Annotated in this window: 9 protein-coding genes; 5 read left to right on the forward strand and 4 right to left on the reverse strand. The window is 71.5% G+C overall.

The features are described 5' to 3' along the window. Positions 1–253: 253 nt before the first annotated feature. The 3 genes from ASF40_RS19805 to ASF40_RS19815 all read left to right on the forward strand — a co-directional run bounded on the left by ASF40_RS19805 (position 254) and on the right by ASF40_RS19815 (position 4,015). Positions 254–1,912 (forward strand): ABC transporter substrate-binding protein, encoded by a 1,659-nt coding sequence (locus ASF40_RS19805; protein WP_056372360.1) that lies wholly within the window; start codon positions 254–256, stop codon positions 1,910–1,912. A gap of 107 nt (positions 1,913–2,019) precedes the next feature. Further along, entirely contained in the window at positions 2,020–3,024 is a 1,005-nt protein-coding gene (locus tag ASF40_RS19810; protein ID WP_056372363.1) for an ABC transporter permease, read from the forward strand. Positions 3,025–3,052: 28 nt separating this feature from the next. Further along, on the forward strand, positions 3,053–4,015 hold the full coding sequence (locus ASF40_RS19815; protein ID WP_056372365.1) for an ABC transporter permease: 963 nt from the start codon (positions 3,053–3,055) through the stop codon (positions 4,013–4,015). Positions 4,016–4,072: 57 nt separating this feature from the next. Here the strand turns inward: ASF40_RS19815 and ASF40_RS19820 are convergent, their stop codons facing one another. After that, the gene (locus ASF40_RS19820; RefSeq protein WP_056372366.1) at positions 4,073–5,869 is read right to left on the reverse strand and encodes an ABC transporter ATP-binding protein; all 1,797 of its coding nucleotides are present in this window, start codon (positions 5,867–5,869) and stop codon (positions 4,073–4,075) included. Between the two features lie 149 nt (positions 5,870–6,018). On the opposite strand from ASF40_RS19820, the gene ASF40_RS19825 reads away from it, so the two are divergent. Further along, positions 6,019–6,774 carry a LamB/YcsF family protein gene (locus tag ASF40_RS19825; protein WP_056372368.1) on the forward strand — a complete coding sequence of 252 codons (756 nt, stop codon included), beginning with the start codon at positions 6,019–6,021 and terminating at the stop codon, positions 6,772–6,774. Further along, positions 6,768–8,402, forward strand: coding sequence for an urea amidolyase family protein (locus ASF40_RS19830; RefSeq protein ID WP_235560300.1), 1,635 nt, complete (start codon positions 6,768–6,770; stop codon positions 8,400–8,402). Before ASF40_RS19825 ends, ASF40_RS19830 begins: the two co-directional genes overlap by 7 nt. Before the next feature lie 121 nt (positions 8,403–8,523). Here ASF40_RS19830 and ASF40_RS19835 read toward each other — a convergent pair whose 3' ends face one another. The 3 genes from ASF40_RS19835 to ASF40_RS19845 all read right to left on the reverse strand — a co-directional run. Then, positions 8,524–10,725 (reverse strand): caspase family protein, encoded by a 2,202-nt coding sequence (locus tag ASF40_RS19835; protein WP_056372370.1) that lies wholly within the window; start codon positions 10,723–10,725, stop codon positions 8,524–8,526. 38 nt (positions 10,726–10,763) lie between these two features. Further along, positions 10,764–12,956, reverse strand: a complete 2,193-nt coding sequence (locus ASF40_RS19840) for a CHAT domain-containing protein (protein ID WP_157549836.1) — start codon at positions 12,954–12,956, stop codon at positions 10,764–10,766. A 158-nt stretch (positions 12,957–13,114) separates the two neighbouring features. After that, positions 13,115–15,369 (reverse strand): ATP-binding protein (locus tag ASF40_RS19845; RefSeq protein ID WP_157549838.1); only part of this gene is annotated, 2,255 nt, incomplete at its 5' end.

Here is a 15,369-nt window from a genome sequence, read left to right on the forward strand (position 1 = left end):
CCACGTTAGCCGCATCGCCGTCGCCGGCGGTGTGCGGTTGACGGTTCTGCCCGCCGTCGGCGGAGCGCCCTGCGCAGAACGCTGAACACGCAGCATCCGTATCCGCCGAAACCGAATCGAGACACAGGCGTAACCGACGGGAACGCCGCACCCGGGTAGCGTCGGAGCATCACACCCCGCTGAGGGCTTGCGCGCACCTCTGCTCCACGACGATGTGCAGCGGAGCCCACACGACATGGAAGGTGCACAGCACATGCTCCACACTGCGAGAAGGCGCTGGCTCGCCGGCGCCGCCGCGGTCGCCGTCGGCGCGATCGTCCTCACCGCCTGCGCGAGTCAGCGCGACGACGGCGGCGGAGACGAGCAGGCGAGCGACGTCGACTCGACGTTCGTCTTCGGCGCGTCGGGAGACCCGGCCAGCCTCGACCCCGCGTTCGCGAGCGACGGCGAGACGTTCCGCGTCGCGCGCCAGATGTTCGAGGGCCTGGTGGGCACGGTGCCCGGGACGGCCGACCCCGCGCCCCTCCTCGCCAAGAGCTGGGAGCAGCCCGACGACACGACCTACGTCTTCACCCTCGAAGAGGGCGTGAAGTTCCACGACGGCACCGACTTCAACGCTGAGGCCGTCTGCTACAACTTCGACCGTCAGAACGCCTTCACCGGCGTCGCCGCGTCGCAGAGCATGGCCTACTACTGGGGCGTCATCATGCGCGGCTTCGGCGACGAGTCGATCTACGACTCCTGCACGGCCGACAGTGAGACCCAGGCGACGATCACGCTGAAGCAGCCGTTCGCCGGGTTCATCCCGGCGCTGTCGCTGCCGTCGTTCTCGATCCAGAGCCCGGACGCTCTCGAGGAGTACGGCGCCGACGATGTCGGCGGCACCGAGGAGGCGCCTGTCCAGAGCGAGTACGGCCAGGGCCACCCCACCGGCACCGGGCCCTTCGTCTTCGACTCGATCTCGCTCGGCGAGCAGACCGTGCTCAAGGCGAACCCCGACTACTGGGGCGAGCAGGGCGACGTCCAGGAAGTCATCTTCCGCGTCATCGGCGACACGACGGCCCGCCGTCAGGCGCTCGAGGCCGGCAGCATCGACGGCTACGACCTCGTCGCACCGGCCGACCTGCAGGCGCTCGAGGACGCCGGCTTCTCGCTGGTGAACCGCGACCCGTTCAACGTCCTGTACCTCGGCATGAACCAGGCCGCCCCCGGCCTGTCAGAGCCCAAGGTGCGCCAGGCGATCGCGCACGCGATCGACAAGGACGCGCTCATCACGCAGGTGCTCCCCGAGGGCACCGTCGCCGCGAGCCAGTTCATGCCGGACGCCGTGATCGGCTGGAACGAGGACGTCACCCAGTACGACTACGACCCGGAGGCCGCCAAGGCGCTCCTGGCCGAGGCCGGCTACAGTGAGGCGAACCCGCTGACGATCACGTTCAACTACCCCGTGAACATCTCGCGCCCCTACATGCCCAACCCCGAGCAGATCTTCACGAACCTGCAGAGCCAGCTCGAGGCCGTGGGCATCGTGCTCAACCCCGTCACCAACGAGTGGGTCGAGTACCTCGACCTGATCCAGGGCGGCACCGAGCACGGCATCCACCTGCTCGGCTGGACCGGCGACTACAACGACCCCGACAACTTCGTGGGCACGTTCTTCGGCCTGCCCACCAACGAGTGGGGCTTCGACAACGCCGAGCTGTTCCAGGCGCTCACCGACGCTCGCGGACTCGCGACCGAGGAGGAGCAGGAGGCCGCCTACAAGGCGATCAACGAGCAGATCATGGAGTTCCTGCCGGGCATCCCGCTGGCGCATCCGGTCCCGACGCTCGCCTTCGACGCGCGCGTCACGTCCTACCCGGCCAGCCCGGTGCAGGACGAGGTGTACAACATGGTCGAGCTCAGCGAGTGACGCCGTGACCGGATGCCCCGTCCCGGCGACAGCGCCGGGACGGGGCATCCGGTTCCCCCCGTCGGCTCGCCACGCGGCCACCGGTCGCCGTCCCCGGAGATTCCCACGTGCTACGCACCATCGGCAGGCGCCTCCTCCTGCTCGTCCCGACCCTGTTCGGGTTGACCATCCTGTTGTTCTTCTGGGTGCGCGCCCTGCCCGGCGGGCCGGCCGTCGCCCTCCTCGGCGAGCGGGCGACGCCCGAGCGGGTCGCCGAGATCAACGAGCTCTACGGCTTCAACGAGCCGCTCATCGCGCAGTACTTCACGTGGCTCGGACAGCTGCTGCAAGGAAACTTCGGGGTCTCGATCCAGACGCAGCGTCCCGTGACCGAGGAGTTCACCCGGCGCTTTCCGGCCACCCTCGAGCTCACGATGTTCGCGATCATCCTCGCGGTCGGCGTGGGCATCGCGATCGGCTACTGGGCCGCCCGCCGCCACGGCAAGGCCGCCGACCACTTCGCGGTGTTCGCGAGCCTCATCGGCATCACGATCCCGGTCTTCTTCCTCGGCGTCATCCTCAAGTGGGTGTTCGCCGTCCAGCTCGGCTGGCTCCCCTCCGACGGCCGTCAGGATCCGCGCCTCGACGCGACGCACTACACGAACTTCTACGTGCTCGACGGCATCATCACGGGCGAATGGGATGCCGCGTGGGACGCGTTCCTGCACCTGATCCTGCCGGGAATCGCCCTGGCGACGATCCCGCTCGCGATCATCACGCGCATCACCCGCGCCTCGGTGCTCGAGGTCCAGAACTCGGACTACGTGCGCACCGGCATGGCGAAGGGCATCTCGCGCTCGACCATCCGCGGCCGTTTCATCCTGCGCAACTCGCTGCTGCCGGTCGTGACCACGATCGGCCTCCAGTTCGGCCTGCTGCTGTCGGGGGCGATCCTGACCGAGTCGGTGTTCGCCTACCCCGGCATCGGGTCGTTCCTCTCCCGCGCCATCTTCACGCGCGACTACCCCGTGCTGCAGGGTTTCATCCTCTTCATCGCCGTCATCTACGCGCTCATCAACCTCGCGGTGGACGTGTCGTACAGCTTCATCGACCCGAGAGTGCGGGTGCAGTGATGATGCGCATCGAGATCGGAGGTGCGGCATGACGTCCGCGATGCTTCCCCCCGCCCCCAGCGGCGGCCCCGTCGACGACACCGCGGTCGACGACAAGGAGCTGCTCGCCGCGAAGACCCGCGGCGGCGGCTTCTGGCGCGACGTCTTCCGGCGTCTGCGCCGCAACCCGAGCGCGTGGGTCGGCGCCGTCATCATCTCGATCTTCGTGCTCGTGGCGGTCTTCGCGCCCTGGCTGGCGCCGTACGGTCCCGAGGAGCTGCCCGGCCAGCAGTACATCACGCCGGGCCACATCCCCGGCCCGGGCGAGATCCCCGGCTTCCCCCTCGGCTTCGACCGCTTCGGCGGTGACATGCTGTCGAAGCTCATCTGGGGCGCGCGCGCGTCGCTCGTGATCGGCATCGTGTCGACGCTCCTCGGACTCATCGGCGGCATGATCCTCGGCCTCGTCGCGGCCACGTTCGGCGGCTGGGTCGACACGCTCATCATGCGCTTCGTCGACATCCTGCTGTCAGTGCCGTCGCTGCTGCTCGCCGTCTCGATCGCGGCGCTCATGGGCCAGACGCCCCTCGCGATCATGATCGCGATCGGCGCCGCCCAGGTGCCGATCTTCGCGCGACTGCTGCGGGCGTCGATGCTGCAGCAGAGATCGAGCGACTACGTGCTCTCGGCGGCGACGCTCGGCCTCGGCCGTGGACGCATCACGATGAGCCACGTGCTCCCGAACGCGGTCGGCCCGGTCATCGTCCAGGCGACGCTGACGCTCGCGACCGCGGTCATCGAGGCCGCCGGCCTGTCGTACCTCGGCCTGGGCGGCGGCGTGCCCCAGACCGCCGAATGGGGCCGTATGCTCACCTACGCGCAGCTGGAGCTCGCCGTCAACCCGTGGATCGCGATCCTGCCGGGCATCTGCATCACGGTGACCGCGCTGGGCTTCACACTCCTCGGCGAGGCCCTGCGCGAGGCGATGGATCCCCGCACCCGCGCGCGCTGACCCCCGGCCGGCCCGGGGGTCGGTGGAAGCCGGGCGCTGAGCCGTCGTACCGAGAAGTCAGACGGCGATGTCGAGCTCGTTGCCCGGGATCGAGGCGAGCAGGCGCCGCGTGTACGGGTCGCGCGGGTTCGTGAAGATCTCTTCGGAGGACGCCGCCTCGACGAGCTGCCCGTCCTTCATGACGCAGACGTAGTCGCTGATGAGGCGGACCACCGCGAGGTCGTGCGAGATGAACAGGTAGCTCAGGCCGTACTCGCGCTGGAGGTCGCCCAGCAGACGCAGGATCTGATCCTGCACCAGTACGTCGAGGGCCGACACGGGCTCATCGCACACGATGAGATCGGGCGACAGGGCGAGCGCCCTCGCGATCGCGACGCGCTGCCGCTGGCCGCCCGACAGCTCCGACGGGTACCGGCGCAGCATCGACTGCGGCAGCGCCACGTCGTCGAGCAGCTGCCGCACGCGTGCGGCGCGGTCCTTCGACGATCCGCGCTTGTAGAAGTCGAGCGGCTCCGAGATGATCCGCTCGATCGAGAACATGGGGTTCAGCGACGAGTAGGGGTCCTGGAAGATCGGCTGCACGCGCTGGCGGAACTGCTTGAGGGCGCCTCCCTTGAGCGTCGCGACGTCCTGGCCGTCGAAGCGGATGGACCCGCTGGTCGGCTCGAAGACGCGCAGCACCATGCGCGCCGTCGTGGTCTTGCCCGACCCCGACTCGCCCACGATCGCGACGGTCTCGCCGCGCGGGATGGAGAACGACACGTCCTGCACGGCCGCGAAGTCCTCTTTCGAGCCGCGCACCTGGTAGATCTTCGTCAGGCCCTCGACCTCGACGATGTAGTCGGGAGCGGATGCCTCGGCCTCAGGCTCGGTGATCGCGCCGGTCGAGCCCGGCGTCGCATCGGCCGGGTGCTCGGCGGGCACCGGCCCGGACACGGAGGCGGGTGCGGCATCCGTCGCCGAATCGGCGACGGCGATGTCAGGCTCGGGCGTCGCGGGGGCGACCGCGCGGAACACCTCGGGGCGCAGCCGCACGGCCGCGACCGACGGGGCCGCCTTGACGAGCGCCTGCGTGTACGGATGCTGCGGATCTTCGAGGATCTGCCGCGCAGGGCCTTGCTCCACGATGCGGCCACGATTCATCACGACGACGCGCGACGCCCGCTCGGCTGCCAGGCCCAGGTCGTGGGTGATGAGCATGACCGACGTCCCGCGTTCGCTCGTCATCCGCTCGAGCTGGTCGAGGATCGTCTTCTGCACGGTGACGTCGAGGGCGCTCGTCGGCTCGTCGGCGATCAGCAGCTTGGGGTCGCATGCGAGGCCGATCGCGATGAGCGCGCGCTGCCTCATGCCGCCCGAGAACTCATGAGGGTACTGCTTGGCCCGGTCGGCCGCGTTCGGGAGACCCGCCGCGGCGAGAGTCTCGACCACCTTGCGGTCGACATCCTTGCGGGTGGCGAGTCCGTGCGCGAGGAGCGTCTCGGCGATCTGCGAGCCGATCTTGGTGACGGGATTGAGGTTCGACATCGGGTCCTGCGGCACGAGCCCGATCGAGCGTCCGCGGATGGTGCGCATGACCCCTTCCGAGGCGCCGACGAGGTCTTCGCCCTCGAACAGGATGCTCCCCTTGGTGACCTTGCCATTGCCGGGCAGCAGCCCGATGACCGCCATCGCGGTCGTCGACTTGCCCGATCCCGACTCGCCGACGATGGCGAGCGTCTCGCCCGCGGCGAGGTCGAGGTCGACGCCTTCGACGGCGTGCACCGGCCCGTCGATGGTCTGGAAGTCGACGGCGATGTCGCGGACCTGGAGCAGCGGCGCTCCGGCCACGACGCGTTCGGTGGTTCGGGCCATGCGGTCCATCCTGCCCGGCGGAGTCGTTTCGCGCACCGATGCGGAGTCAGCCTTTACGGATCCGTAACGCGGGCGCGCCCCGAGGTGCCGTGGATCCGTGGAGTTCCGCCGGCGGGCTGTCCGCTGCGCGGCGGCAGTACCGTGGAGCAATGGCGGCCATCGACCTCAACGCCGACCTCGGCGAGACCGTGGACGGGGTGCCCACGGCAGACGACGAGGCGATGTTCGCGGTCATCTCGAGCGCGAACGTGGCCTGCGGCGGGCACGCGGGCGACGCTGTCTCGATGCGCGAGGCCGTGGTCCGCGCCGAGCGATTCGGTGTCGCCGTCGGGGCCCACCCGTCGTACCCCGATCGCGCGAGCTTCGGCCGGGTCGCCGTCATCATCGATCCCGCCGAACTCGCTGCGACGGTCGCGGAACAGCTCGCCGCGCTCGCCGACGCCGGCGCCGACCTCCGCTACGTCAAGCCCCACGGAGCGCTGTACCACGAGGTCACCGTCGACCGCGAGAAGGCCGATGCCGTCGCCCGGGCGATCGCGGACCGCTCCGCGCTGCTCGGCCGGCCCTTGCCCGTGCTGGGCCTGGGCGGTGAGATCGCAAGGGCAGCGGCATCCGTCGGCCTGCCGTTCGTCCACGAGGCGTTCCTCGATCGCGGCTACCTCCCTGACGGCTCGCTCGTGCCGCGAACGCAGCCGGGCGCACTGCTCGACGACCCCGCGCTGGTGGCGGCGAGGGCCGTCCGCCTCGCGGACGAGGGCGTGGTCGAGGCGGTCGACGGCTCCCTCGTGCACGCGGATGCCGCGTCGCTGTGCGTGCACGGCGACTCGCCGTCGGCGGTCGACATGGCCCGCGCCGTGCGCGCGGCGCTCGACGCCGCCGGCGTGGAGGTGCGGGCGCCGTGGTGAGCCCGCGCGTGCGGCCGATGGGGGAGCGCGCGTTCCTCCTCGAGGTCGGCGCCCTCGATGACGTGCTTCCGCTCCACGCCGCGCTCGCCGCCTCGCGTCCGGAGGGCGTCATAGACCTCGTCCCCGCCGCGCGCACGGTGCTCGTGCGGGTCGACCCGCGGGTGCTGCCGGCCGCGGCCGCGCGTGCGTGGGCGCTCGGTGCGGCGACCGAGACCCGCGAGGCGACGGATGCTGCGGCCCCGCCCGTCGAGCTCGACATCGCGTACGACGGGGCCGACCTGGCCGACACCGCGCGCCTGCTGGGGGTCGACGCCCACGAACTCGCGCGGCGCCACGCCGAGGCGGACTGGCGGGTCGCGTTCACGGGCTTCGCGCCCGGCTTCGGGTACCTCGTGAGCGACGGCTGGACCTTCGACGTGCCCCGGCTCGAGTCGCCCCGCACCCGGGTGCCTGCCGGGTCGGTGGGGCTCGCCGGCGCCTTCAGCGGCGCCTACCCGCGCGACACCCCCGGTGGCTGGCGGCTCATCGGCACGACCACGGCGCCCCTTTTCGACCCGGATGCCGCGTCCCCCGCGCTGCTCGCACCGGGAGCGCGCGTGCGGTTCCGCCCGGTGCCCGCTGCGGTCTCCGGTGCCCGCCCGACCTCGATCGAGAGCCGCTCGCCTGTCGCGAACGGTCGGCCGGCGCAGCAGGTTGTGACAGGTGAGCGGCTGCAGGCCGGGGAAGCCGGGGCGCCTGTGGGCGAGCGGGCGACGGGGCGCAGCATCCGTGTCGCCGAACCAGGCCTCTTGACGACCGTGCAGGATCTCGGGCGCGAAGGCGCGGGCTCGGTCGGCGTCGCCGTGTCGGGGGCGCTCGACCGCGGAGCGCTGCGCACCGCGAATCGCCTGGTCGGAAACCCCGAGGGCGCCGCCGGCCTCGAGATCACGATGGGTGGCCTGCGCGCCGTGGCCACCGCCGATCTCTGGCTCGCCGTCACCGGCGCCTGGGGCACGGTGCGGATCGACGGACGCGAGGTGGATCCGTACCAGGCGCACGCGTGGCCCGCCGGAGCGGAGCTGCACCTCGACTGGTTCGCGCACGGCGCCCGCGGCTACATCGCTGTGCGCGGCGGCCTCGACGCCCGCGTCGTGCTCGGGTCGCGCGCGACCGATCTGCTCGCGGGACTCGGGCCTGCGGCGCTGCGCGCCGGCGACCTCGTGCCGGTGCGCGACGACGCGTCGGCACCGATCCCGGTCGCCCCGCCCGGTGCATGGGGGGCGCCCCACGACGACGAGCTCGAGCTCGATCTGGCTCCCGGGCCTCGCGCCGACTGGTTCTCCCCGGCCGCGCTCGCGACCCTGTACGACTCGGTGTGGACGGTCTCGAACCACGCCGACCGCGTCGGCGCGCGCCTCGACGGTGCCGAGCTGCCGCGTCTGCGCACCGGCGAGCTCGCGAGCGAGGGCATGGTGCCGGGTGCGCTGCAGGTGCCGCCGAGCGGCCGGCCCACGATCCTCCTCGCCGACGGTCCGGTCACCGGCGGCTATCCGGTGATCGCGGTGGTGACGGATGCCGGCCTCGACCTCGTCGCTCAGGCCCGGCCGGGTACCCGCATCCGCTTCCGGCACGCGCGCCCGGGCGGCTGAGCCGCACATCCCGCGCAACCGGCCCTGCCGACCCGAGGAGATCTGCGGAACCGAGGAGCGTCCGCAGCAGAACACCCTCTGGTGTGCAGATCTCCTCGGATCCGCTTCGCGGCCCGGCGGGTCAGGCGCCGCCGGCTTCGAGCAGGTCGGCGGTCGCCCGCAGGATCGCGACGATCGCGGCGGTGCGCACGTCCGCAGGTGCGCGGTGCCCGTCGGATTCGACAGCGCCGGGCGCGGCGGCCGCGAGGACGTCGTGCACCGAGGTCAGCAGTCCGCGGGCGCCGAGTTCGCCGGCGGCGGACAGCATCGGACGCTGCTCGTAGGTGTCGTCGAGCACGTCGAAGACGGCCGCGACGAAGGCGGTGTTGCTCAGCTTCGGTGTCTTCGCCAGCACGCCGAGGGCGGCCGTGGTGAACACGCCGTGGCCGTTGGTCTCGAGCGCGACCTGGTCGGGCTGGCAGGCGCTGATGAGCACCTCCTTGCCGTCGGCTCGGGGCGTCGGCGGCACCGCCGCGCGGTCGGTCTCGACCTCGACCACCCGCTTCCACGCGGCTGTGCGGAAGGGATCGTCCGGCGACGCCGCGCGCTCTTCGCGGAACGCCGCTTCTTCGCCGGCGTTCAGCACCGTCATGCGCGGCGTCGCACCTGCCGGGATCTTGCGCGACTCGAACTCGGTCGGCGTGATCTCGCGGTTCACCGAGCCGGAGTGGCACGAGTCGAAGAACAGCGTCACCGCGACACCCTCGGGGATCGCGTCCCAGATGGCGCCGAGATCGTCGTCGACGATCAGCTGTCCGTCGCGGAAGTCGACCGGGCAGAGGGCCTCGTCCTTCGGGCCGAACTCGTCGGTCTCGTCGCCGTCGAGATCGGGCACGAACGTGCCGTGGCCGGCGAACTGGATCGCGACGATGTCGCCGTCGCGGGCCGACGAGACCTTGTCGAGCATCGCGCGCAGGATCGCGTCGCGGGTCGCGTCGCCGTTGTGGATCGACTCCACCTGGAAACCCGCGTCGCCGAGCGCCTTGGCCCAGGACACCGCATCGGCGACGCAGCCGCTGAGCGGGTCCCTCGGGTACGCGTCGATGCCGATGCACAGGGCGAGCTTGCGCGGTGCCGCGCCTCGCGCGCCGGTCGGCTCGGGACGGGGCGCCGGGACGAACTCGCCGACCTCGCGCGCCCGCGCCGGGAACACGGCGACGTGGTCCGCCTCGTTGCTGTCGGGGACGCCGACCACGCGCCGGGCGAGACTCATCATGGTCTGCTCGTCGTTGTCGAAGTCGCCGTGCGATGTCGCCTGCGTGCTGCTGCGGGGCCCGCGGGTGACGGGGCCGAGAACCAGGCGCTCGCTCCGGTCGCCCAGGTACGCCATCGTCCGGCCGGCGCCGCGCAGGTGCTCCTCGACACCGAGGATCTCGGCACCCTTCTCCGCTTCGAATGCCCGCGAGACGAGGTACAGGAGCGACTTGCGGTACACGCCCGCGGTGTTGTCGCGCTTCTCGTGGTTCTCGTCCATGGTGAAGATCGAGAGGTTCTCGATCTTTCCGGCCTCCGCGAGCGGCAGCAGCGTCGCCTCGAAGGTGTCGACGCGCACCGCGGGCGCGAGGAACGTCACGGTCTTGACGCTGTCCACGCGGTCATCGCCCTCGAACAGCCGCGGGACGAAGTGCGAGTGGTAGATCGAGCCCGCGCTGTGACCGCCGATGTGCAGTTCGATGGCGCCCGCGTTCGCCGCCATGAACTCGCGCAGCGCGCCGGCCAGCACGAAGGCCCCGCCCGGGTCGCCGCCGTCGACGCTGGGAAGACACGCGCCGGCCGAGTCGAGCTTCATGTCGTCCCAGAACTTGCGACCTCCGAGCACGCGCGCCGCAGCCTCGACTGCGAGGTCCGTGAGGTCGGTGAAGCCACGCTTGCCCGCCTTGCCGCGGACGACGTCTTCGAGGGTGGTCTTGAACCCGCTCTCCCACACGAGGTGGATCGGGTACACCCCGTTCTTCTTCCACCAGCCGGTCTGCCGCTGCGCCGTCAGCAGGCCCGCATCCTTGTCGGTGAGACCGCCGTGCGCCCAGATGAACACGGGGACGGGTGCGGGCGTCTCGCCGGCGCGGGTCTTCTTCGCCTGCTGGTCGACGAACGCGGCGAGATCCACCTCGATCATGCGGCGGACGTCGGCCGCCGTCGTGGCGAAGTCCGCCACGGTGCGGGGCTTGGCGACCGCGGTCTTGGCGAGCCGGCCGTCCTCGGTGTGGACGACGTGCTTGCGCAGAGCGGTGAGCTCGGCCGCCGTGAGGCTCGCGCCCCGGGCGGTCTTCGTGGTCTCGGGCATGGTGTCACGTCCTGTCTGGTGGTGATGGTGGCTGCGGGTCAAGGGTGGTCGCCGGCGTCCCCTGCGGCGTGGGGCACGAGCCGCGCGCGCGGGTCGGCGAACACGGTGAAGGCCAGCGACGTGAGATCGCCCGCCTCGCGCGCCGCCTGCCGCGCAGCGAGGACCGCCTCGCCGACGGTCGCGTTCTCGCCGAGCGTCCGCTGGTAGAAGGTGCGGACGAAGAGCGCCGTGACGTCGTCTCGCACGGCCCACGAGCAGCCGATGAACACGCCGACGCCGCCGCGGAGGAAGACCTCCGCGAAGCCGCCGAGGCCGGTGGCGCCCGAGCGCAGCCGGCCGACGTCGCAGGCGCTGAGGAAGACGAAGGGAGTGGAGGTCGCGGCCGCGGTGTCGAGCTCGGGGAGATCTCGTCGGGCGTCGGAGTCGGTGTACGACGCCGACCCGTCGTCGTGGTCCTCGGAGAACGCCGCGAAGGCGATCTCCTGACCGAGCGGCGCGATGTCGCGCCACCGGCCGTGCCCCGCGAAGTGGAGCAGGTCGAAGCCGTCCTCGATCGCCTGGCGGAACTCGATCGGGTCGGCAGCGGATCGCGGCGGACCCGCGAGCAGGTCGCCGAGTGTCTCGATCTCCTCACGGGCGCGCGGGAGGTCGAGGCTGTGGTCGACGTAGTCGGGTGCGATCGCGACGACACGCGTGGGGTCCACGGGGATCACGGTGGGTCGCGACGTGCCGTACATCCATCGGGTGAGTCCGAGGTCACCGAGGAAATAGCGCTCCGGATCGGGCCGTTGTCTGCCGACCGGCACGAGATGCACGATCTCCCAGGGGATGTCGAGCTCGCCGGAGGTCTGCAGCACCAGTTGCGAGATCCGGCGGCGTCGGCTCCAGAGCAACGCGTTGACGTCGTCGCCGAGGAGCTCCTCGGCGACCCGGGCACCGAGGGTGCGCACGTCCCGCCGGGCGGTGTCGGCGGCCTCATCGGGGTCGTCTTCGACGGATTCCAGGAAAGTCTTGCGAACCCTGGAGAGCTCCGCGTAGATGCCTTCGACGTACGCGCTCTTATCGGGCAGCCGCACGGAGTTCTTGACGACGGTGCGCCCGACCTTCGCCGTCACGAGCAGCTCCGATGCGCCGCGCGACATGGACTCGTCGATGACGAGCGTCGGAAGGTCGGCGATGCTGCGGGGCGGGGCCGCGACGGAGGCGACCGTGGTGCGCGGGTCATCGGCGACGATGCCCTCGACGTCGTCGTCGACCGCGACGATCGGCGTGCTCAGCGCCAGCACCGCGAGCGGCGTCACGATGGGCGGCTGCGTGAACGTGACGGTGATGTGTCCGCGTCCGGGGCCGTCGGGGACCAGTGCGAAGACGAGTCGACGCGGGTCGGAGACCTTCGCCGGGAGCATGGTCGAGATGATCGACGGCGTGCCGTCGGCGAAGGCGAGGCCCCGCAGCTGCATGGCCACCTCGATCTCGCGCGCCGGGTCGAACAGCGCCGTGGCCTTCTTGCGTGCCGTGCCGGCCGTCGGAGCGAGGTCTGCGAGCGACAGCCGCACGACCGCGTCGAACGGGACGCCCTCCACGACGCGCGCCGGCACCTCGGCGTCGACGAATACCGGGACGGGAGCCGCACCGTCGAGCCCGCCGGACGGCGCCTCGGGGACAGGCACCGGCTCGGCGGCCACGGGGGGCGGCGCGGGCGCGGGCATCGCAGGTGGGGCAGGAGATGGCGGGACCACGGGCGCGAGCCCGGGTGAGCGTCCGCCGAATCCGCCGCCACCGAGCACGACGTCGGGAACGAGGGGTGGCGGCGGCGGTTCCGCGGCCGCCTCCGGCTCGCCGCCCATCCCCATGCCGCCCTGGGCGACCTGATGCTCGAGCCACGCGATGCCCGTCTCGAAGTCGCTCGCCACGACTGTGAGGTGCAGGGTCTCGTCGTGTGCGACCGCGATCCGCGCGCCGTACCGGCCTTCGCCGAGCGCCTCGAAATGGACGAGTGCGGCAACTCCGCCGCGGACGACGATCGCCGCGTAGTGGAAGTCGTCGCTGCCCCTGACGCGCACCCGCACCACGGTGTCGGAGATGCCGCGCAGCATGATGTCGGCCAGGAGGGTCACACCGAATTCGTTCGGCTCGACGTCCGGTGGGGCCGCGTCGACGCGCACGTCCACCGCGTCGGCGTCGGAATCGACGTCGACTGCGCCGTGCGGCACGTCTGGAACACGCGCCATGTCGACCCCCTCGCACCGGTGCCCAGTCACCTGACGATCCGAGAGCGCTGCTCGGTGCACAGCATACGAGCGCGCTCCTCACCACACCAGAGCAGGTCGTGCGGCGGGTGATACCTCTGAAACGAGTGGATGCCGCGGCCCGCGGCATCCACTCGGCCCTACCAGGCGCGCAGAGCGTCGGCGACCGTCGCGAACTCGTGTTCCGGCAGCGCCAGCTGCACCGCCTCGGCGATGGTGAGCTCGGCCCCGGCGATCTCGCCGGCCTCGACGCTCTGCGCATCGCGGCCGCGGAGGATCTCGAGGTACGGCGTATGCACCGTGAACGCCTCCACGTCGAAGATGCCGATGCGCCGGCGGATCTCTCCCGCCGCGACGGCGAGCGCCGCCGCCCGCCATGCCTCGCCGTGGGCCGCCGCGACCGCGCACACGCCCTCGAGGCCGTACGCGACGCCCTCTTCGTAGTGCAGCCCGATCGAGAGCAGCAGGGTGTGGACGAACTCCCGCTCCGCCTCCTCGATGCGGCCGAGCTGGAAGTTCAGGCGGGACCGCAGGTTGCCGGCGACCGAGGTCGTGAACAGATCGCCGCGCGACTGGGCGACCGAGGTGGCGCGGTCGAAGTGCGCGAGGGCGTCGTCGGTGGCTCCGCGCACCCAGGCGAGCCGGCCGAGCGAGACCTCGGTGATCGCCTCCGCCCACGTGTTCCCGCGCTCGCGCAGCGTGACCACAGCCTCGCGCAGCTCGGCTTCGGCCTTGTCGGTGTCCAGATGCGAGAACTGCACGCGCGCCGTCGCGCGCGCGGCGAGCGCCATGGCCGCGGCATCCTCGTCGCCGCTCTCCCGGAACAGGCGCACGCACTCGCCGAGGCCGGCCACCACCTGCTCGCTCGGCCGCTGCCACATCTCGCCCCACAGCGCGAAGAACCACGCGATCGCGCGGGTGTGCGGCGTGATGGGCTGCTCGTGCTGCTTCTCGAGCAGCTCGAGCATCCACACGCGCACTTCGGCGAAGAAGCCGGAGATCCACCAGTAGATGAGGAGGCACCACGCGAAGTCGCCGGCGTCGTCGAGACGGTTCGTGTAGACGAGGTGGCGCACCGCCGCGCGGAGGTTCGGCAGTTCGAGCCCCAGTCGCACCACGGCGTCGGCCTGCCCGCGCCCGCCGAGGTCGGGCGCGATCTGCTGCACGAGCTCCCGGTAGTAGTCGGCGTGGGCACGCCGCATGCGCTGCGCGTCGCCGCGCTCCTTGAGATGGTCGAGCGCGTACTCCCTCACGATCGCGAGCAGCGAGAAGACGCGGCGTCCGCCGAGCTCGCTCTGCTTCACGAGCGAGCCGTCCGCCAGGGCGGCGAGCGCGTCGATCGCGTGACCGCCCCACGGACGGCCCTCGCCGAGGGCCTCGACCGCATCGAGCGTGAACCTCGTCGCGAACACGCCGAGGTCCTCGAGCAGGCCACGCTGCTCGGGCGGCAGGAGGCTCACGCTCCAGTCGATCGTCGCCCGCATCGTGCGGTGCCGTTCGGGCAGATCACGCACCGCGGCTGTCAGCAGCGGGAGGCTCTTCTCGAGGCGCCCGGCGATCTGCGCCGGGTTCAGGATGCGCACCTTCGCCGCCGCGAGCTCGATCGCCAGCGGCAGCCCCTCGAGCCTGCGGCAGATGTCGGCGAGATCCCGTGCGTTGTCGGGGGTCACATCGAACTGCGGATCGATCGCGCGTGCCCGGTCGACGAACAGCGACACCGCCGCCGAGCGTGTGCTGCGGTCCAGGCTCGCCGGGCCCTCGCCGGCGGGCGTCGTGAGCGGCGGCACGTCGTAGACGCGCTCGCCGCGGATCCGCAGCACGATGCGGCTCGTCACGAGGAAGGTCGCCGTCGGCGCGACGGTGTACAGGCGCACGAGCACGGGTGCGGCATCCACGATCTGCTCGAAGTTGTCGAGCACGATCAGCACACGACGATCCGCGAGGGCGTGCGCGATGCGCTCCTCCAGCGCGGCCTCGCCGTTGTCGCGGATGCCGAGGTAGTAGGCGATCGTCGGCAGCAGCAGTCCCGGCTCGAGCACGCCCTCGAGGAGGACGAAGTAGACGCCGTCCGGGAAGAGGTCGGCTGAGGCCCTGGCCGTCTCGATCGCGAGCCGGCTCTTGCCGATACCGCCGGGGCCGATGAGGCTCACGACGCGGTCCGTGCCCCTCGCGAGCAGGGTGCGCACCGCATCGATGTCGGCCTCGCGCCCGATGGTGGTCGTGTAGGGCACGGGGACCCGGCCTACCAGGCTGACCGGTGCGGCGCCGGCGTCCGGCGCCTGCGGAGTCCGGGATTCGTCGAAGCGTTCGGCGAGGAGCATGGCGAGGTCGCCGGCGACGTGGTCTTCGAGGTCTTGGGTGTTGTGGAAGTGGAGGTAGGCGGCGGTGTCGTCGG

This window comes from Microbacterium sp. Leaf288 (genome assembly GCF_001422925.1).
GTDB lineage: Bacteria > Actinomycetota > Actinomycetes > Actinomycetales > Microbacteriaceae > Microbacterium.